Source organism: Mucilaginibacter lappiensis (assembly GCF_900155965.1).
Taxonomy (GTDB): Bacteria; Bacteroidota; Bacteroidia; order Sphingobacteriales; family Sphingobacteriaceae; genus Mucilaginibacter; species Mucilaginibacter lappiensis.
The window spans coordinates 41,348-59,001 of sequence record NZ_FTMG01000017.1 but is presented as its reverse complement, the minus strand read 5'-3'; the positions used below and the strand labels follow the sequence as shown (position 1 = coordinate 59,001).

The following is a 17,654-nucleotide window of genomic DNA, read 5'->3' as shown; positions in this document are numbered from 1 at the left end:
TTTAAAGCATGTCAAAAATTCTTTACAAGTCTGCCGAAGAAATAGAACTCATCAGGGAAAGCGCCCTACTGGTATCCCGCACACACGCGGAGGTTGCCAAAGTGATTGGACCTGGTGTTACAACTATTGAACTCGACAGACTTGCTGAAACCTTTATACGCGACAACGGCGGAGTCCCTACTTTTTTAAACTACGGCGGTTTTCCATACTCTCTTTGTATATCACTGAATGATCAGGTGGTACATGGTTTCCCAGGAAACTATACCCTGATTGAAGGAGATCTGGTATCTGTGGACTGCGGGGCTACCTTAAATGGCTTTGTGGGTGATTCGGCATATACTTTCGCCATCGGCGAGGTAAGCGATACCGTTAAGAAACTTATGCGGGTAACCAAAGAGTGTCTTGACCTGGGTGTTGCGAAGGCCGTGGTTGGTATGCGCATAGGCGATATCGGTTATGCGATACAGGAACATGCAGAGAAGAATGGCTTTGGCGTAGTAAAAGAGCTTGTGGGGCATGGCGTAGGCGTTAAGCTGCACGAAAAACCCGAAGTGCCTAACTATGGCAAGCGCGGAGCAGGCATCAAACTGGAAGAAGGAATGGTGATTGCTATTGAGCCTATGATTAACGCGGGCCGTGCAGGTGTTAAGTTTTGGGATGATGGATGGACAGTTTCAACTGTTGATAAAAAGCCATCGGCCCATTATGAGCATACGGTAGCTATAGGTAAAGGTAAACCAGACATTTTATCAACGTTTGAGTATGTTGAAAATGTTTTGAAAGAAAAGAATAATAATTAAATAAATTTTATTAATTTTGCATCCCGGTTTTAGGGCGGATAATTAAGTAATAATCAACAAAATATGGCTAAACAATCTTCGATTGAGCAAGACGGTACAATTAGGGAAGCATTGTCAAATGCAATGTTCAGGGTTGAACTGGAAAATGGTCATGAGATTATTGCACATATTTCCGGCAAGATGCGTATGCACTATATTAAAATTTTACCTGGCGACAGAGTGAAATTAGAAATGAGTCCGTACGATTTAACAAAGGGTAGAATAACTTATAGATATAAATAAACAAAGAGATGAAAGTTAGAGCATCCATTAAAAAACGCAGCGCTGATTGCAAGATCATTCGCCGTAACGGGAAACTTTATGTTATTAACAAAAAGAATCCTAAATACAAACAGCGTCAGGGATAATTAAAAAAAACTGTGATAATTCGTACAACGGTGGCCCGCCGTTCGGTTATCATTTAAAAAACAAACAATAAATATGGCAAGGATTTCAGGTATAGATTTACCGAAAAACAAAAGAGGAGAAATCGGACTTACTTACATTTTCGGTATAGGCCGCTCAACAGCTCAAAAGATTTTGACTGAAGCTGGTATTGATTTTAATACAAAAGTACAAGATTGGACCGATGAGCAATTAGCCTCGATTCGTGGAATTATCAACGATCAGATCAAAGTGGAAGGTGCATTACGTTCAGAAGTGCAACTTAACATTAAACGTTTGATGGATATTGGTTGTTACCGCGGTACACGTCACCGTAAAGGTTTACCATTACGTGGTCAGCGTACTAAAAATAACTCACGTACCCGTAAAGGAAAACGTAAAACAGTTGCTAACAAGAAAAAAGCTACTAAATAATATTGAATAGTGATTGGAGAGCGGTGAGTTTTTGTCGCTTAACAATTCATTAGGATTACCTCATTTGAAAATATAATTAATGGGTCCGGGTTATTTGATAATTCAGTAATTCATTAGTTCAAAAATTAAAAAAATGGCTAAGAGCAAAAAAGTAACCAAAAAGCGCGTTGTAATTGTTGAGCCCGTAGGCGAAGCACACATCAATGCGACTTTTAATAATATCATCATCACCCTTACCAACAAAACCGGTCAGGCTGTATCATGGTCATCTGCAGGTAAAATGGGTTTTAAAGGTTCAAAAAAGAACACCCCTTATGCTGCCGGACAAGCTGCCGCTGATTGCGGTAAAGTAGCTTATGACCTTGGCTTGCGTAAAGTTGAAGTATTTGTAAAAGGTCCGGGTGCAGGCCGTGAGTCAGCTATCCGTACTTTGCAAACTGCAGGTATTGAAGTTACAACTATCAAAGATATCACACCGCTTCCGCACAACGGTTGTCGTCCTTCAAAAAGAAGAAGAGTTTAATTAACAAATTTTTTAAAGCTAAGATTCGGCAGCTACAGGCTGCTTGATACTTTAAGAACACACAAAAATGGCTAGATATACAGGACCAAAGTCCAAAATTGCACGTCGTTTCCGCGAGCCGATCTTCGGCCCGGATAAAGCGTTAGAACGTAAAAATTATCCACCGGGAATGCACGGTGCCTCAAAAAGAAGAGGAAAACAATCTGAGTATTCAACTCAGTTACAGGAGAAACAAAAAGTAAAATACACTTACGGTGTATTAGAGCGTCAGTTCGAAAACTTGTTTCACCGCGCATCAGCTAAAGAGGGTATCACAGGTGAAAACCTGCTGAAATTCTTAGAAGCACGTTTAGATAATGCTGTTTACCGTTTAGGTATTGCTCCTACACGTTCTGCGGCCCGTCAGTTGGTTAATCACAAACACATTAATGTTAATGGCGCTGTGGTAAACATTGCTTCATATGCTTTAAAAGCAGGTGACGTGATTTCTGTACGTGAAAAATCTAAATCATTAGAAGCAATCACTACATCAGTAGCCGGAAGAAGAATCAATAAATACAGCTGGTTAGAATGGGATGCTAACGCCTTAACAGGTAAATTCCTAAACTATCCTAACCGCGACGAGATACCTGAGAACATCAAAGAAAACCTAATCGTCGAGTTGTACTCAAAATAATAACGATAATTATCCATGGGATGGTTGGCATTTTATGTCAATCATTTTCGTGGTTTAAATCAATTCAATTAGTAAACAATAAATAAAGGATATAAATGGCAATTTTAGCATTTCAAAAACCAGACAAGGTTATCATGCAGAAAGCAAATGATTTCGATGGTACGTTTGAGTTTCGTCCGTTAGAACCAGGCTTCGGTATAACCATTGGTAATGCTCTTCGTCGTATCTTACTTTCATCACTTGAAGGTTTTGCCATCACTTCTGTTCGTTTTTCAGGAGTTACGCATGAGTTTTCAACCATCAAAGGTGTTGTTGAAGACGTAACCGAGATCATTCTGAACCTGAAGCAAGTTCGTTTCAAAAAAACAGGCGAATCTGGTGATACTGAAAAGGTATTCGTTATCATAAATGGCCAGGACGCTTTTAAAGCCGGAGATGTTACTAAATTCTCTAATAACTTTACTGTTTTAAACCCTGATCTGGTTATCTGTAACATGGACTCATCAGTAACGCTTGAAATTGAGCTTACTGTAGGGAAAGGCCGTGGTTATGTACCAAGCGAAGAGAATAAGAATCCGGATGCGAACGTAGGGGTAATAGCCATCGATTCCATCTTTACGCCTATTAAAAACGTAAAATATACTATTGAAAACTATCGTGTTGAGCAAAAGACTGACTATGAAAAATTAGTTCTGGATATTGCTACCGATGGATCAATTCATCCGGAAGACGCGTTAAAAGAAGCAGCCAAAATCCTGATCCAGCACTTTATGCTGTTCAGCGATGAGAACATGATGTTGGAAGCACAAGCTAAAGAAGAAACTAAAGAAGTTGACGAAGAGATTCTGCACATGCGCAAGATCCTGAAAACTGAATTGGTTGATCTTGACCTTTCTGTACGCGCATTAAACTGCTTAAAAGCTGCCGACATCCGCAGCCTGGCTGACTTAGTATCATATGATGTTGCTGATATGTTAAAATTCAGAAACTTTGGTAAAAAGTCATTAACTGAAATTCAGGATCTGGTTAAATCAAAAGGCTTATCTTTTGGTATGAACCTGTCTAAATTTAAGTTAGACGAAGAATAAGATTTGAGATGTTAGATATGAGATTTGAGAAAATTTCATATCTGACTTTTAAATATAATTAAAAGATGTAAGCCGAGAGAAAAATCTCAAATCTCACATCTCAGTACTATAATCTAATTAGCGAAGGCATAATTCCGAAGGCTTGATCTTATCGCCGGACGGTATGCACGTGAAATAATTTAATAACAATGAGACACGGAAACAAAAACAATCACTTAGGCCGTACTACCAGTCACCGCAAAGCGATGCTGGCTAACATGGCAACTTCGCTTATTTTACACAAGCGTATCACTACAACATTAGCGAAAGCAAAAGTTTTACGCGGTTATGTTGAGCCACTTTTAACAAAATCAAAAAACGATACTACTCACTCTCGTCGTACAGTGTTTAGCTATTTACAAGACAAAGACGCGGTTACTATCCTGTTCCGCGAAATTGCTGAGAAAATTGCTACCCGCCCAGGTGGTTACACCCGTATCGTGAAGTTAGAGAATCGTTTAGGCGATAACGCTGAAATGGCCATCATCGAATTAGTAGACTACAACACTGTTTACGGTGTAGATACTGCGGCTGCAGCTAAAAAATCAACTCGTCGTCGTGGTGGTTCTACAGCAAAAGCTAAAACAGCAACACCAGCTGCTAAAGAAACTGCTGCTCCTGTTGAAGAGGCTAAAGTTGTTGAAGAAGTTAAAGCAGAAGCACCAGTTGCAGAAGCTACTGAAACTCCAGCTGCTGAAGCTCCTGCAACTCCAGAAGCAGAAGAAAACGCTGAAAAAGGAGAATAATTTTAAATCCCTTAATATAAAAAGGCCCTGCTCATTTGAGCAGGGCCTTTTTTGTTGGTTATAGTTGATAGTCAAAACGTTTATCACTAACTTGATTTAAGTTAGGTAGTGAGCTTTGTACCTTACAATAAAACCAGAGCCAAAAACTAAATTAAAGAGAGAATGAAAACCAATTTTGGAAAACCTATTAAGAGAGAAGAAATGAAACAAATTAAAGGCGGTATCGGTATTGGATGTTCTATAGCCGGGGGAAGTGGAAAGTATTGGACACAAGGATGTTGCCACGGGCTGTATACCTGTCCGGTTTCTACCCTTTGCGTAACCTCTTTAGATAATTGCTTAAATTAATATAAACAAAGCAGTTAAATCACCATTACCTGATTTCCTGGTAATGGTGATTTATGGACCTCATTAAATATCAAAAAGAAGATTCAAGAAGTTGGCCTCTTCAACCTATAGGTCAACAACCTGTCGGTATCATCCACAAGCGCAAATCCGCACTTGTCCATCATTTTTCTGGAAGGCAGATTATCGGCATAGGTACGTACAGTTATAGCCTGCACTTTCTCATGGCCAAAGGCCCATTGTATGATGCTTTTCAAGGCCTCGGTGGCGTATCCTTTGTTGTGGTGGGTACCATCAATCATATAACCGGTTTCCACCTCACCTTTTTCATTGGGCTCGCCGCCAAAGCCCATTCCCCCTATGACGGTATTGGTGCTTTTCAGGATAATTTCCCAGCTGGTGTACCATTGGTATTGCTCCGCATGCTCCAGTGTTTTGGGAAGCCAGAAATTGATCATGGCATCATCTATTTCGTGCTGATAAAGAGGATCTATTAACATGGATGATGGATTTAGGCCCAGGGATAGCTCCATGGTTTGCCTGTCAGCTTGTATTAATTGTAATTGTTCGTGTGTTAACGGTATTAGTCGTAACCGTTCCGATTCGATAAAAAACATGTAATTGTGGAATTAAATAACAATAGAAAAACTGTTCTCTTTTTTTAAAGTGAATGTCAAGCCTGGTATACCAAGCTTTTGTTATGCAATTCCAGGCAGTGTAATGTGCCGGTTGGATGTGTTAATTAACAGAGGCGTTTATTTAATGTGGCAAAAATAGAATTAAAATTTCAGAACGGCTTTGAGCTTTAAGCTTTCTGTCTTAAACTATAAATTCTGCCAACCTGTCACCAATGTGTATAGCATTTCTGACGCAATATTTGTCATCCTGACTATATATACTGCCAAATAGCTCTTGGCACAAACGTTGATAAATAGCTGTAGTTAGTAAAATATTAAATCAAGTAAAACAATCATATGTCTAAAATAATTGGAATCGACTTAGGAACAACAAACTCCTGCGTAGCTGTAATGGAAGGTAATGAGCCTGTAGTTATTGCTAACAGCGAGGGAAAACGTACTACGCCGTCCGTAGTAGCTTTTATTGACAACGGCGAGCGTAAAGTTGGCGACCCTGCAAAACGTCAGGCCATCACCAATCCTACAAAAACCATATCGTCAATCAAACGCTTTATGGGTAACCAGTTTAACGAAGTTACAAACGAAGCTGCCCGCGTACCATACAAGGTAGTAAAAGGCGATAACAACACCCCACGTGTTGAAATTGGTGACCGTAAATACACTCCGCAAGAGATCTCAGCGATGATCCTTCAGAAAATGAAGAAAACTGCTGAAGACTTTTTGGGTACCGAAGTGACCGAAGCGGTTATTACCGTACCGGCTTACTTTAACGATGCTCAGCGTCAGGCTACTAAAGAAGCCGGCGAAATTGCAGGTTTAAAAGTTCGTCGTATCATTAACGAACCTACTGCTGCTGCCTTAGCTTATGGCTTTGATAAAGCGCACAAGGATATGAAAATCGCGGTATTTGACTGCGGTGGTGGTACTCATGACGTATCTATCCTGGAATTGGGTGACGGTGTATTTGAAGTAAAATCAACCGATGGTGATACTCACTTAGGTGGTGACGACTTTGACCAGGTAATTATTGACTGGTTAGCCGACGAATTTAAAAGCGACGAAGGTATTGATCTGCGTAAAGATCCAATGGCTTTGCAACGTTTAAAAGAATCTGCCGAGAAAGCTAAAATTGAGTTATCAAGTTCTGCACAAACAGAAATTAACTTACCATACATCACTGCTGTTGATGGCCTGCCAAAGCACTTGGTTAAAACTTTAACCCGTGCTAAATTTGAGCAACTGGCAGATAGTTTGATCAAACGCACTATTGACCCCTGTAAAACCGCTTTGAAAAATGCTGGTTACAGCACTTCAGATATCGACGAAGTTATCCTGGTAGGTGGTTCAACCCGTATCCCTGCTATACAGGAAGCTGTTGAAAAATTCTTTGGTAAAGCGCCTTCAAAAGGTGTTAACCCTGATGAAGTTGTAGCTATTGGTGCTGCTATTCAAGGTGGTGTATTAACCGGTGAAGTTAAAGATGTGTTGTTGTTAGATGTTACCCCGCTTTCATTAGGTATCGAAACTATGGGTGGTGTAATGACCAAATTGATTGAGTCGAACACAACTATCCCAACCAAAAAATCTGAAACATTTTCAACCGCGTCTGATAGCCAGCCGTCTGTTGAGATCCACATACTACAAGGTGAGCGCCCAATGGCTGCGGGTAACCGTACGATAGGCCGTTTCCACCTGGATGGTATACCACCAGCACCTCGCGGTGTGCCTCAGGTTGAAGTAACTTTTGACATTGACGCAAACGGTATATTGCACGTATCTGCTAAAGATAAAGCAACCGGTAAAGAACAAAAGATCCGTATCGAAGCTTCATCAGGTTTAACTGATGCCGAGATCAAAAAGATGAAGGACGAAGCTGAAGCTAACGCCGAATCTGATCAGAAAGCAAAAGAAGAAGTTGAAAAACTGAACGGTGCTGATGCGCTGATCTTCTCGACAGAAAAACAATTGAAAGAGTACGGTGATAAAATTGGTGCTGATAAAAAAGGTCCTATCGAAGCTGGTTTAGCTAAGTTGAAAGAAGCTTACGCCGCTAAAGATTTTGCCGCTATAGAAACTGCTCAAACCGAACTGAACGCTGCATGGGCTACTGCATCTGAAGAGATGTACAAAGCCTCTGCCGAAGGTGGTCAGCCAGGTGCAGAAGGTGCTCCAGGCGCAGGTCCTCAGGATCATGGCGATACCGTAACCGATGTTGACTTTGAAGAAGTAAAAGACGATACAAAATAATTTAGGTGTTGTTTAATTAAAAAGCCCGGTCAGGATTTCCTGAACCGGGCTTTTTGTTGGTATAAAGCTTAATTATATATAGGGGGCTCCTATGGAGCCAATTTTTTTTTTAGTTTGGCTATAAACACGATGCTCCTCCGGAGCGTTTTCAAATATATTCCTCTTTATTATAAACACGGTGTCTTTATTGAATCTCGCCTGTAAACAGAATTTTGAAAACGCTCCGGAGGAGCATCGTGTTTATAGCAAATTGCCATTCGACGAGTTTGGCTCCAGCGGAGCCTCCTTAATTCATCTATTCAATAAAATCAAATAAATACTCAGCTTCAAAAGGAATTTCAAACTTTTTTAACAATTCTAGGTACTCTTGTCTGAATGTTTTTTTCTGATGATGGATTTCCTGGTTAAGTACATATCGTATCACAGCATCGATATGTGAATGCGAATAGGAGAATACGCCATAGCCTTCCTGCCAGCTGAATTTACCTTTTATCCAATTTTTACTATTGATAAAATCGTTACTTTCAACCTTGATCTCTTTAACAAAATCTGAAATTAAGATGGTTGGTTTGAATCCTACAAAAATGTGGACATGATCAGGCATACAGTTTATAGCTAACAGCTTTACCTTTCGATTTTGAATAAGGGCAGTAATATATTTATGTAATTCTTTTTTATTATCATTTGATATAAGATTCTGCCTGCCCTTAACTGCAAAAACAAACTGTAGATAAATTTGTGAGAAAGTGTTTGCCATAACTATTTTAAGAAACTTAAAATTAGCTTGTTTCTTCTAATATTCAACACATGAGAAAACAAAAAATCCCGCACAATGGCGGGATTTTAAATTATTAGAAAGGGATAATTAATCCCAGAGTGTTGAAGGGTAGGTGCCGTTGTTCACCAGCTCTGATATGCTTTTTTGTACAATAGGTTTATCCTCTTTGTAAGTTACACCAAACCATTTTGAACCGGTAGGGATAACTTTGAATGAAGCAGTGCCTGATTTAATTAATCCATCGGCAACCAAAGGGATAAAGAACTCTGATTTTGGATTGTGCTCATTGGCATCAACAAACTTTTTGAACATATTTTCGCTTTGTGCGAATACGGCAGGAGTGAAGCCCCAGAAATTCATAGATACACGGGTATCGCTTGATAAGGCGTGTTCGCCGGTAGCGTCTTTGTAAGCTACGCTGCCGTCTTCTTTAAAATAAACCTCGGTGCGCTCATTGATCTCCACCATGTTGCCTTCTTCATTAACTTTACAAACACCGCGAGATACAGAACCATAATCAGACAAGGTCCTGTCAATTTGGTAACCAATCAGCGAATAGGTATCATCAGTTACTTCAGTGGTTAAAAATTTGGCCATTTTCTCGAAGGAGTCATAACCGTAAAAGTCGTCGGCATTGATCACGCAAAAAGGCTCATTGATCTGATTGCGGGCAGCAAGTACTGCATGTGCCGTACCCCATGGTTTGGCGCGTTCAATGGTTTTATCGATACCAAAGGGGGTTAAATCAAAACTCTGAAAAACATAATCAGTTTCGATACGGCCTTTAAGTTTAGGTTCAAAGATGGCTTTAAAATTATCGGCAAACTCTTCACGGATAATAAAGCTAACCTTACCAAAACCTGCTTTGATGGCATCGTAAATGGAATAGTCGATAATAGTTTCTCCGTTGGGTCCAAAGCCGTCAACTTGTTTCATACTGCCATAACGGCTGGCCATTCCTGCGGCCAAGATCAGAAGTGTTGGTTTCATAGATATACGTTGGGGTATTTTGAAATAACTATATGCCTTTGCATAATTTTTATAGTGAAATCAATCTATTATTCAAATTGTTTTAAAAAAAGCATTAATTATTTGATATATCTAAAATCCTGACCGGCTTTGATATTCAATAATAATTCATAAATAAGGCGTATCACATTATCTACGTCTTCTTTATGGATCATTTCAACAGTGGTATGCATGTATCTTAGCGGTAAAGATATTAATACCGAAGGTACACCTTCATTTGAATAAGCGAATGCATCGGTATCGGTACCGGTTGAACGTGATGAGGCCTGCCGCTGAAAAGGGATATTAGCTTTTTGGGCTGTTTCAATAAGCAACTTGTTAAAATTATTTTGAATCGCAGGCGCATATGATACCACCGGACCTTTACCGCAAGCCAAATCACCCTGGGTTATTTTGTTGATCATGGGCGTTTGTGTATCATGTGTAACGTCGGTTACAATAGCTACATCGGGTTCTATTTTACTGGCTATCATTTCAGCGCCGCGTAAACCTATTTCTTCCTGTACCGCATTTACGATATACAAACCGAAAGGGAGTTTTACTTTATTCTCTTTTAATAAACGGGCAACCTCTGCTATCATAAAGCCGCCTGCACGGTTATCCAAGGCCCGACCAACATAATAACGGTCGTTCAGGATCATAAATTCATCCTCATAAGTAATTACACAACCTACATGGATGCCGAGTTTCTCTACTTCCTCTTTTGAAGTACAACCACAATCCAGGAAAATGTTTTTTAAGGTTGGCGCTTCTTCCTTATCGCCGCCTAAGCGGGTATGGATAGCCGGCCAGCCGAAAACCGCCTTCACAACACCCTTATCGGTATGTATGTTTACCCTTTTTGATGGGGCTATCTGGTGGTCTGAGCCGCCATTGCGGATCACATAGATTAAACCGTCGTTAGTAATGTAATTTACAAACCATGATATCTCATCGGCATGGGCTTCAATAACTACTTTATAGTCGGCCTTAGGGTTGATAATACCTACTGCGGTACCGTAATTATCTACATAATGGGTATCGATGTATGGTTTCAGATAGTCGAGCCATAGTTCCTGGCCTTTCCACTCAAAACCGGTAGGCGAAGGGTTGTTTATGTATTTTTCAAAAAATGAAAGGGAAGTTTTGTTTACGATGGGAGTATGCGTTGAGGCATCTGATTTTTTTTTAGCCATATTTTTTTGCAAACTATTTTTTAGTAATAAGCAAATATAACAAAGTTGATGTTAAAGGCCTAAAATACCCTGCCACATTGGAAATAAAAACACCTTTTTATTATTAATTTAATACTAATGTTAGAGCATTAGCGTTTTTTTTGGAAATATGTAAAATTTAAGGCACTTGATTAATTAGTTGTGATTAACTGTAGTTTTTACATTAATGCCACATTAATATTCATTTCAAATTCATTGTAGTTTCTTAATTTTACATCCATCTATAATTTACCCCACGCCGTGAAACTGTTAAAGCTAATTTGTATATTATTTATAGCCGGGTTAACCTCATGTAATGTGGTGCAATATGCCACCGTACCTGTTGATTATGCCCCAAAGCTGGTATTCAGAACTGATACCGCCCGTATCCTGGTAGTTAACCATGTTGTTTTTGATTCAACCCGTATGAACAAGCGTAAGATTATGGCCCTTAAGGCCGCGGCTTACAGCGCTATAACCGGGGCCGAAAAAGAACTGAAATTACTACCTGGTGTTAAAATTTCCAGTATTGTAGATTCCGTATCATTTAGTGCCAATAAAGATTCTGTAAAGCATCTGGCTGCCAAGTATAAAGCCAATTATGTTTTAACGCTTGATGCCTTTAATGCGGGCCTCGTACTAGATAATGTACAGTATGATGGTAATGCCCAGATAGCCTATTACAGCACTAAGGCTACGGTGGCTTTTACTTTACATGAAAGTAACGGTATCTTCTTTAAAAAGTTTAAAGGAATAGCTACAGAGCCGCAGGATGGCCGGTTTGGCTATTCTATTGATGGTGCGGCCCGCAACGCTGCACTTGATGCACTGAAAGATTATTTACCATATACCATTACCAATTACAGGCCGCTTTATAACCAAAGCGACCAACTGGCATTATCTGTACGGCAAATACTGGCAGGGCGGTTTGATGTTGCCTTTAAAGTACTTAACCCTATTATTGATGGCCCCGATCCCAAACAAGCCAGCAGGGCAGCTTATAACCTGGCGGTAGTTTATGAAGCTCAGGGTGATATTGATGAAGCGCTTGATCTGGCCAAGTTATCCAACCAGAAACAGCAAAATGATTATGCTACAACGCTTATTGCAGCACTGATTAAAGAGTAAGGTCTTTTTCGAGTATCTCGTAATCAAAACCATGCCGGGTAAATAGTTGCCCGGTATGCTGGAATCCCGCATTGATGTAAAAGCTGATGGCCGTTACCCGGGCGTTGCACCATAATCTTTTTGCGCCGTTAGTGCGGGCAAAATCTGTAACATAAGCCAGCATTTGTTTGCCAATACCCTTGCCCTGCACCGATTCATCCACCGCGAACTTGCGAAACTGATAATCATCGCCTTTGGCAAACAGGGAGATCACGCCTACCACATTATTGTCCAGAAAAGCGGCAAAATGCAGAGCGTGATTGTCTTCCTCCATTTCCATTTCGTGCAGCATTTGTTCGGGGTAAAGCACCTGCCGGCGTAAGCGCCAGGTGAGTTCGGGGCGTATTTGTTCTATGTGGATCATAGGGGGGTACAGCTGTCGCGAGCGGAGAAGCCTTGTTACTTTTATCTATGACAAAGGTACGGAAAGTACTTTTTTGATTTATATTTTTCCTTTAATTTTAAATAGGCTAATTAGCTTTTCCTTTGCCTTTAGAACGAGGGGCTCTTTTTTTATTTATTTCTTTAGTCAGCTTTTTTATTTCTCTTGTTTCATTATCATATATTTTTTTTAGACTGAAATCAAGTAATTGATATGCATCAAGTATATCAGCTTTATCTAAATCGTCAAAATGACTACCCGAATTACCTATCCATTTAATTGCTAATAGATAATCTGCAACGTCCGCATTTACTGTTTTATATTTTAATATTCTTGAATGTAAGGTTAGCCCTCTTCTTTTGCCGGATTTTAATTCTGTTTTGTTAATCCTTAATTCATCCATTAATATTTCGACACAGACTCTTAATTTATTTGCGCAGGATGCTAAATCAGAAAAAAAATGAGAAAATGAAGTTATTAATTCATTTGATAATTCTTTTGGATAATTTGAACCTATGTTGATAATATGCAAACTTGGATAGAAATATAGCGGCTCGTAATATTCATTATATGTTGATTTCCAATACTGGCCTGTATAATCCATATCCTCTTCTATATGACTACTGCCCAGGCACGTGATTATATCATTACACTTAGTACTGTTACACTTTAATATTTGAGAAAACCTGAAATTTATCCACTGGTGTTCCCAGTCAATATCATCTCTTGCATTAATTGAGTCCTTAGTTTCTTCTTTTATTAATCCGTCTTTAATAGGTTTTAAATAGCCTTTATTACAAACGGGACACATGATATCAGGAAAGTTATCATCGCTAAAACTTAATTTTTTCCAAAATTCTTTATCCAGTGGCATTGTTGAAGTTGTCGATTTAGGTATAATATTTTACAATATAATTATTATCCTCAATATAAACGATAAGCATCTAAGTTAAAGCTCCCATCCCGATTTTTGACATTCGCTCAATTCACCCTTCCCTGCAAAATCCGTATCTTTGCGGCAATATAAATAACCATCTATGCTTAAAGGATTTTTTAATGTTCCGCCGCCGCAAAACGAGCCTGTTTTAAATTATGGCCCGCGCAGTTTGGAACGTGTAGCGCTTAAAGCCGCCTTAGAGGAGGCCCGCGCTCAACAATTGGATATACCTATGTACATCGGCGACAAAGAAGTACGTACGGGCACTAAGCTCGAGATCCGTCCGCCGCATGATCATAAACATTTACTGGCTACTTTTTCTGAAGGTGATGCCAGTCACGTTACTGCTGCTATTAAAGCTGCCCTGGCTGCCAAGGCCGATTGGGAAGGCCTTGCCTGGGAACAACGTGCCGCCATATTTTTAAAAGCTGCTGAACTATTTGCCGGTCCATACCGTGCAGAAATTAACGCGGCAACTATGCTTGGTCAGTCCAAAAATGCCTACCAGGCCGAAATTGATTCAGCCTGTGAGCTGATCGATTTTCTGCGTTTCAATGTAGAATACATGACCGAGATTTACAAACAACAACCCCCGGTATCGGGCAAAGGTGTTTGGAACCGTGTGGAGCAACGCCCGTTGGAAGGTTTTGTGTTTGCTTTAACACCATTTAATTTTACTGCTATCGCAGGTAATTTGCCGGCATCTGCCGCCATGATGGGTAATGTAGTGGTTTGGAAACCAGCTTATACACAAATATATGCTGCCAACGTAATCATGAAAGTGTTTAAAGAAGCAGGCGTACCTGATGGCGTTATTAACCTTATTTATGTTGATGGCCCGGTTGCAGGCGAGGTGATATTTAACCATCCCGATTTTGCCGGTATCCACTTTACAGGATCAACCAAAGTGTTCCAGAACATCTGGCAAACCATTGGTACCAACATTCATAAATACAAAACCTATCCGCGCATTGTGGGCGAAACCGGTGGTAAAGACTTTGTGCTGGCCCATCCAAGCGCCAATGCTGATGTGGTAAGTACAGCATTGGTTCGTGGTGCGTTTGAGTACCAGGGACAAAAGTGTTCTGCTGCTTCCCGCGCTTATGTACCGGCTTCGTTATGGCCTGCGGTAAAAGCTAATATGCAGCGCGATATCACTTCATTTAAAATAGGTCCGGTTGAGGATTTTGAAAATTTCATCAATGCGGTGATCACCGAAGTATCGTTTGATAAACTGGCTAAATATATTGATGCGGCCAAAGCCGATAAAGGTGTTGAAGTAGTTGCCGGTGGTAACTATGATAAAACTGCAGGCTGGTTTGTAGAGCCTACCGTATTAAAAGTTGATGATCCGTACTATGTAACCATGTGCGAGGAGCTATTTGGCCCCGTATTGACCATTTACGTGTACGAGGACGCCAAATTTGATGAGGTGCTTAACATTGTAGACAAAACATCTATCTACGCGCTTACGGGCTCTATTATATCGCAGGACAGGTATGCCATTGAAAAGGCTACTTATCATTTGCGCAATGCTGCCGGTAATTTTTATATCAACGACAAACCTACAGGAGCCGTTGTTGGTCAGCAGCCATTTGGCGGCGCCAGAGGTTCCGGTACTAACGACAAAGCCGGTTCTATGATCAACCTGTTGCGCTGGGTATCGCCGCGTACTATCAAAGAAACTTTTGATCCACCAAAGGATTACAGATATCCGTTTTTGGCAAAAGAAATATAAGCCCCCTCTAAATCTCCCCCGGTAGGGGAGACTTTAAATAAAAGAGCGATGAATTTTAATACTCATCGCTCTTTTTATTTTTTAAGCCCTCCCTTCCGGGGAGGGTTTGGGTGGGGCTCCTATTTAAACTTAAACACGTTGTCCATGTTTTCGTTGTTGTAGGTACTCACGTTCATGTCGCCAATTTTGCCGGTGCTCAGGCTGTAAACCCAGCCATGTACGCCCAGTTCCTGGCCGTTTTTCCAGGCGCTTTGAACAATGGTGGTTTTGCATAAATTATATACGTTTTCGATCACATTAAATTCTACCAGGCGGTCGCCGCGTTCTTTCTCATCGGCGATGGCGTTAAGTTCATCAGCATGCAGGCGGTAAACATCTTTAATATGGCGCAGCCAGTTATCAATAAGCCCGTATTGTTTATTGCTCATAGCGGCCAAAACACCACCGCAACCATAATGGCCGGTTACAATTACATGTTTTACTTTCAATACGTTTACGGCATAATCCAATACGCTTAACATGTTCATATCGGAGTGGATAACCATGTTGGCGATATTGCGATGCACAAATATTTCGCCTGGTGCAGTATTGGTGATCTGGTTAGCCGGTACGCGGCTATCGGCACAGCCGATCCACAGCACCGGTGGATTTTGGCCGTTGGCCAGCTTGGTGAAAAAGTCCGGATCAGCGTCTAAGGCGTTTGCAATAAACTGCTTGTTACCTTCCAGCAAACCTTCATAAGTGATGTGGCTGGTGTCGTGAATGCTTGTTTGGGCGCACATAGGTGTAAATGTTAAAAGTTAATGATCTAAACCGGCCTGCTTTTATCTGTCCGGAATACCCGGCTGATTTTATGCAATGCCACCGGCGAAAGATCGTAATATAAAATGGTAAGCAAAATTAGCGGAATGAAATAGAATATCGCAAAATCATACAAATTAAAAAAGAATCCGCCCATGATACCCCCGAAAAAATAAAAGCCTAACACCGTGAGCCGCACATAGATCTTGTTCCGGGTAGTTTCAGTTTTGGCGGTATTGGGATGAAACCATTCAGATACATCGCCTCCCAGGTCGGTAAACAGGCCGGTTAAATGGGTTGATTTGATCAATCCGCCGGATATGGTAGACACCAGGCTGTTTTGTAAGCCCATTGAAAAGATGATCACCCCGATCACTATTTCGCGCTCTGTTTCGGTTTCCTGGTAAAAATTATGACCGTAGATAGCCACAAACAGTAGCAGTATAATTTCGATAATGATTGGGATAGAGTGCGCCCGGTAACGGCTTTTATGCTCCAGTGAGTGCACAATGAAGTTGGATATAAAGGCACCTGCAAAAAACATCATTAGCCAGATAATAAATACTACCATCTCAGCCCAGTTTTGCTCCACAATATGCTTGGCCAGGTTGGCCACATGCCCGGTGATATTGGATGTGAATGCCAGAAAAGCAATCATCCCCGCTACATTGGTTACCCCCGATACAAAAGCGGTTGACGATGCCAGTAAAAGATTTTGCTTTAAAGTGCGTGTTTCCTTTGATTGCCTCAGCATAAAATTTCCCTGCTTGTTGCTTCAGGATAAAAATAGGATAAAAATAATGAGAGGGATGTATGAAATTAAAATTTTATAAGACACATTACATGCGTCTATCGAGTAACGTCCAAAAAAGAACCCCGGCCATTTCCATGAACCGGGGCAAACCAAACATAAACCTCTCCCTTTGCAGGTCGTGGGGAGAATCTTTGAAGGCTTAAGGGCAGCAGCCTCAATTAATGTTGAGCCACAGCATTTAAGCTGTCTAACTCATACACATAACCCAGGTTATGCGGACTGCTGCTGGATACTTTAAGGTCCTTGATCAGGCCCGAACCCAGGTCAATTACCCAGCCATGAACCTCCAGGTCGTGACGTTCCATCCAGGCATTTTGAATGATGGATGTTTTGCACACATTATATACCTGCTCGCTTACGTTAAGTTCGACCAGGCGATTGGTACGTTCCTGGACATCTTCAATGGCATCCAGTTCTTTGGCGTGTAAGCGGTAAACGTCTTTTATATGGCGTAACCAGTTGTCGATAACGCCAAATTGTTTGTTGCTCATGGCGGCGGCTACACCACCACAGCCGTAATGACCGGCCACAATAACGTGTTTTACTTTCAGCACATTTACAGCGTAATCCAATACGCTTAGCATATTCATATCGGTATGTACTACCACGTTGGCAATGTTGCGGTGCACAAATACTTCACCGGGCTTGGTGCCAGTTACTTCATTGGCAGGTACGCGGCTATCGGCGCAGCCTATCCATAATACTTCGGGGCTTTGGCCTTTGGCCAGTTTTTTAAAATAGTCTGAATCTTCTTTCAGTTTTAGGTCAACCCATTGGCTGTTGCCGCGTATCAGGGCATTATAGCTATTGTCGTTAACCAATTGGAAATTATTATCTATTGAGGTCATGATTTTC

General features: G+C 40.8%; 21 protein-coding genes. 12 read left to right on the top strand and 9 right to left on the bottom strand.

Annotation, left to right across the window (positions count from 1 at the left end; all coding sequences use genetic code 11):
* Positions 1–8 precede the first annotated feature (8 nt).
* The 9 genes from map (at position 9) to BW976_RS29555 (ending at position 5,078) form a co-directional block, all read left to right on the top strand.
* Positions 9–800: a type I methionyl aminopeptidase gene (map, locus tag BW976_RS24170; RefSeq protein WP_076377387.1), complete on the top strand. Its 792-nt coding sequence runs from the start codon at positions 9–11 to the stop codon at positions 798–800.
* A gap of 63 nt (positions 801–863) precedes the next feature.
* The gene (gene infA / locus BW976_RS24165; protein ID WP_022833270.1) at positions 864–1,082 is read left to right on the top strand and encodes a translation initiation factor IF-1; all 219 of its coding nucleotides are present in this window, start codon (positions 864–866) and stop codon (positions 1,080–1,082) included.
* 8 nt (positions 1,083–1,090) lie between these two features.
* On the top strand, positions 1,091–1,207 hold the full coding sequence (gene rpmJ, locus BW976_RS24160; protein WP_074487407.1) for a 50S ribosomal protein L36: 117 nt from the start codon (positions 1,091–1,093) through the stop codon (positions 1,205–1,207).
* A 73-nt stretch (positions 1,208–1,280) separates the two neighbouring features.
* Positions 1,281–1,658, top strand: a complete 378-nt coding sequence (gene rpsM / locus BW976_RS24155; protein ID WP_076377385.1) for a 30S ribosomal protein S13 — start codon at positions 1,281–1,283, stop codon at positions 1,656–1,658.
* A 133-nt stretch (positions 1,659–1,791) separates the two neighbouring features.
* Entirely contained in the window at positions 1,792–2,181 is a 390-nt protein-coding gene (gene rpsK, locus BW976_RS24150; RefSeq protein WP_076377383.1) for a 30S ribosomal protein S11, read from the top strand.
* A 67-nt stretch (positions 2,182–2,248) separates the two neighbouring features.
* On the top strand, positions 2,249–2,857 hold the full coding sequence (gene rpsD / locus BW976_RS24145; protein ID WP_076377381.1) for a 30S ribosomal protein S4: 609 nt from the start codon (positions 2,249–2,251) through the stop codon (positions 2,855–2,857).
* Positions 2,858–2,952: 95 nt separating this feature from the next.
* The gene (locus BW976_RS24140) at positions 2,953–3,945 is read left to right on the top strand and encodes a DNA-directed RNA polymerase subunit alpha (protein ID WP_076377379.1); all 993 of its coding nucleotides are present in this window, start codon (positions 2,953–2,955) and stop codon (positions 3,943–3,945) included.
* 188 nt (positions 3,946–4,133) lie between these two features.
* Positions 4,134–4,730 carry a 50S ribosomal protein L17 gene (gene rplQ / locus BW976_RS24135; RefSeq protein WP_076377377.1) on the top strand — a complete coding sequence of 199 codons (597 nt, stop codon included), beginning with the start codon at positions 4,134–4,136 and terminating at the stop codon, positions 4,728–4,730.
* A gap of 201 nt (positions 4,731–4,931) precedes the next feature.
* Entirely contained in the window at positions 4,932–5,078 is a 147-nt protein-coding gene (locus tag BW976_RS29555; protein WP_175614173.1) for a hypothetical protein, read from the top strand.
* An 83-nt stretch (positions 5,079–5,161) separates the two neighbouring features.
* Here the strand turns inward: BW976_RS29555 and BW976_RS24130 are convergent, their stop codons facing one another.
* Positions 5,162–5,692, bottom strand: a complete 531-nt coding sequence (locus BW976_RS24130; RefSeq protein ID WP_076377375.1) for a GNAT family N-acetyltransferase — start codon at positions 5,690–5,692, stop codon at positions 5,162–5,164.
* 357 nt (positions 5,693–6,049) lie between these two features.
* Between BW976_RS24130 and dnaK the strand changes: the two genes are divergently transcribed.
* Positions 6,050–7,960 carry a molecular chaperone DnaK gene (dnaK, locus tag BW976_RS24125; RefSeq protein WP_076377373.1) on the top strand — a complete coding sequence of 637 codons (1,911 nt, stop codon included), beginning with the start codon at positions 6,050–6,052 and terminating at the stop codon, positions 7,958–7,960.
* Positions 7,961–8,255: 295 nt separating this feature from the next.
* On the opposite strand, the gene tnpA is transcribed toward dnaK, so the two are convergent.
* From tnpA to BW976_RS24110, 3 genes are all read right to left on the bottom strand, one after another.
* Entirely contained in the window at positions 8,256–8,717 is a 462-nt protein-coding gene (gene tnpA / locus BW976_RS24120) for an IS200/IS605 family transposase (protein ID WP_076377371.1), read from the bottom strand.
* Positions 8,718–8,825: 108 nt separating this feature from the next.
* Positions 8,826–9,728, bottom strand: a complete 903-nt coding sequence (locus BW976_RS24115) for a nucleotidyltransferase family protein (RefSeq protein ID WP_076377369.1) — start codon at positions 9,726–9,728, stop codon at positions 8,826–8,828.
* A 98-nt stretch (positions 9,729–9,826) separates the two neighbouring features.
* Positions 9,827–10,942, bottom strand: coding sequence for a M42 family metallopeptidase (locus BW976_RS24110; protein ID WP_076377367.1), 1,116 nt, complete (start codon positions 10,940–10,942; stop codon positions 9,827–9,829).
* A 279-nt stretch (positions 10,943–11,221) separates the two neighbouring features.
* Here BW976_RS24110 and BW976_RS24105 point away from each other — a divergent pair, with 279 nt between their 5' ends.
* The gene (locus BW976_RS24105) at positions 11,222–12,088 is read left to right on the top strand and encodes a DUF6340 family protein (protein WP_076377365.1); all 867 of its coding nucleotides are present in this window, start codon (positions 11,222–11,224) and stop codon (positions 12,086–12,088) included.
* On the opposite strand, the gene BW976_RS24100 is transcribed toward BW976_RS24105, so the two are convergent.
* Together BW976_RS24100 and BW976_RS24095 are read right to left on the bottom strand one after the other, a co-directional pair.
* Positions 12,078–12,491 (bottom strand): GNAT family N-acetyltransferase, encoded by a 414-nt coding sequence (locus BW976_RS24100; RefSeq protein ID WP_076377363.1) that lies wholly within the window; start codon positions 12,489–12,491, stop codon positions 12,078–12,080. The genes BW976_RS24105 and BW976_RS24100 overlap by 11 nt on opposite strands.
* A gap of 106 nt (positions 12,492–12,597) precedes the next feature.
* Positions 12,598–13,383: a DUF4145 domain-containing protein gene (locus tag BW976_RS24095; protein WP_076377361.1), complete on the bottom strand. Its 786-nt coding sequence runs from the start codon at positions 13,381–13,383 to the stop codon at positions 12,598–12,600.
* A 163-nt stretch (positions 13,384–13,546) separates the two neighbouring features.
* On the opposite strand from BW976_RS24095, the gene pruA reads away from it, so the two are divergent.
* On the top strand, positions 13,547–15,184 hold the full coding sequence (pruA, locus tag BW976_RS24090) for an L-glutamate gamma-semialdehyde dehydrogenase (RefSeq protein WP_076377359.1): 1,638 nt from the start codon (positions 13,547–13,549) through the stop codon (positions 15,182–15,184).
* Positions 15,185–15,303: 119 nt separating this feature from the next.
* Here the strand turns inward: pruA and can are convergent, their stop codons facing one another.
* From can to BW976_RS24075, 3 genes are all read right to left on the bottom strand, one after another.
* Positions 15,304–15,966, bottom strand: coding sequence for a carbonate dehydratase (gene can / locus BW976_RS24085; RefSeq protein ID WP_076377357.1), 663 nt, complete (start codon positions 15,964–15,966; stop codon positions 15,304–15,306).
* Between the two features lie 26 nt (positions 15,967–15,992).
* The gene (locus BW976_RS24080) at positions 15,993–16,739 is read right to left on the bottom strand and encodes a YoaK family protein (RefSeq protein WP_076377355.1); all 747 of its coding nucleotides are present in this window, start codon (positions 16,737–16,739) and stop codon (positions 15,993–15,995) included.
* A gap of 218 nt (positions 16,740–16,957) precedes the next feature.
* Positions 16,958–17,647 (bottom strand): carbonic anhydrase, encoded by a 690-nt coding sequence (locus BW976_RS24075; protein ID WP_076377353.1) that lies wholly within the window; start codon positions 17,645–17,647, stop codon positions 16,958–16,960.
* Between the last annotated feature and the right edge of the window lie 7 nt (positions 17,648–17,654).

Excerpts from the sequence above, each read along its gene's own strand:
- BW976_RS24075 (WP_076377353.1), bottom strand. The coding sequence starts at position 17,647 with ATGACCTCAATAGATAATAATTTCCAATTGGTTAACGACAATAGCTAT.
- rpmJ (WP_074487407.1), top strand. The coding sequence starts at position 1,091 with ATGAAAGTTAGAGCATCCATTAAAAAACGCAGCGCTGATTGCAAGATC.
- BW976_RS24130 (WP_076377375.1), bottom strand. The coding sequence starts at position 5,692 with ATGTTTTTTATCGAATCGGAACGGTTACGACTAATACCGTTAACACAC.
- infA (WP_022833270.1), top strand. The coding sequence starts at position 864 with ATGGCTAAACAATCTTCGATTGAGCAAGACGGTACAATTAGGGAAGCA.
- BW976_RS24100 (WP_076377363.1), bottom strand. The coding sequence starts at position 12,491 with ATGATCCACATAGAACAAATACGCCCCGAACTCACCTGGCGCTTACGC.
- dnaK (WP_076377373.1), top strand. The coding sequence starts at position 6,050 with ATGTCTAAAATAATTGGAATCGACTTAGGAACAACAAACTCCTGCGTA.
- rpsM (WP_076377385.1), top strand. The coding sequence starts at position 1,281 with ATGGCAAGGATTTCAGGTATAGATTTACCGAAAAACAAAAGAGGAGAA.
- can (WP_076377357.1), bottom strand. The coding sequence starts at position 15,966 with ATGTGCGCCCAAACAAGCATTCACGACACCAGCCACATCACTTATGAA.
- pruA (WP_076377359.1), top strand. The coding sequence starts at position 13,547 with ATGCTTAAAGGATTTTTTAATGTTCCGCCGCCGCAAAACGAGCCTGTT.
- BW976_RS24110 (WP_076377367.1), bottom strand. The coding sequence starts at position 10,942 with ATGGCTAAAAAAAAATCAGATGCCTCAACGCATACTCCCATCGTAAAC.
- map (WP_076377387.1), top strand. The coding sequence starts at position 9 with ATGTCAAAAATTCTTTACAAGTCTGCCGAAGAAATAGAACTCATCAGG.
- BW976_RS24080 (WP_076377355.1), bottom strand. The coding sequence starts at position 16,739 with ATGCTGAGGCAATCAAAGGAAACACGCACTTTAAAGCAAAATCTTTTA.
- BW976_RS24140 (WP_076377379.1), top strand. The coding sequence starts at position 2,953 with ATGGCAATTTTAGCATTTCAAAAACCAGACAAGGTTATCATGCAGAAA.
- tnpA (WP_076377371.1), bottom strand. The coding sequence starts at position 8,717 with ATGGCAAACACTTTCTCACAAATTTATCTACAGTTTGTTTTTGCAGTT.
- BW976_RS24095 (WP_076377361.1), bottom strand. The coding sequence starts at position 13,383 with ATGCCACTGGATAAAGAATTTTGGAAAAAATTAAGTTTTAGCGATGAT.
- rpsD (WP_076377381.1), top strand. The coding sequence starts at position 2,249 with ATGGCTAGATATACAGGACCAAAGTCCAAAATTGCACGTCGTTTCCGC.
- BW976_RS24115 (WP_076377369.1), bottom strand. The coding sequence starts at position 9,728 with ATGAAACCAACACTTCTGATCTTGGCCGCAGGAATGGCCAGCCGTTAT.
- rplQ (WP_076377377.1), top strand. The coding sequence starts at position 4,134 with ATGAGACACGGAAACAAAAACAATCACTTAGGCCGTACTACCAGTCAC.
- rpsK (WP_076377383.1), top strand. The coding sequence starts at position 1,792 with ATGGCTAAGAGCAAAAAAGTAACCAAAAAGCGCGTTGTAATTGTTGAG.
- BW976_RS29555 (WP_175614173.1), top strand. The coding sequence starts at position 4,932 with ATGAAACAAATTAAAGGCGGTATCGGTATTGGATGTTCTATAGCCGGG.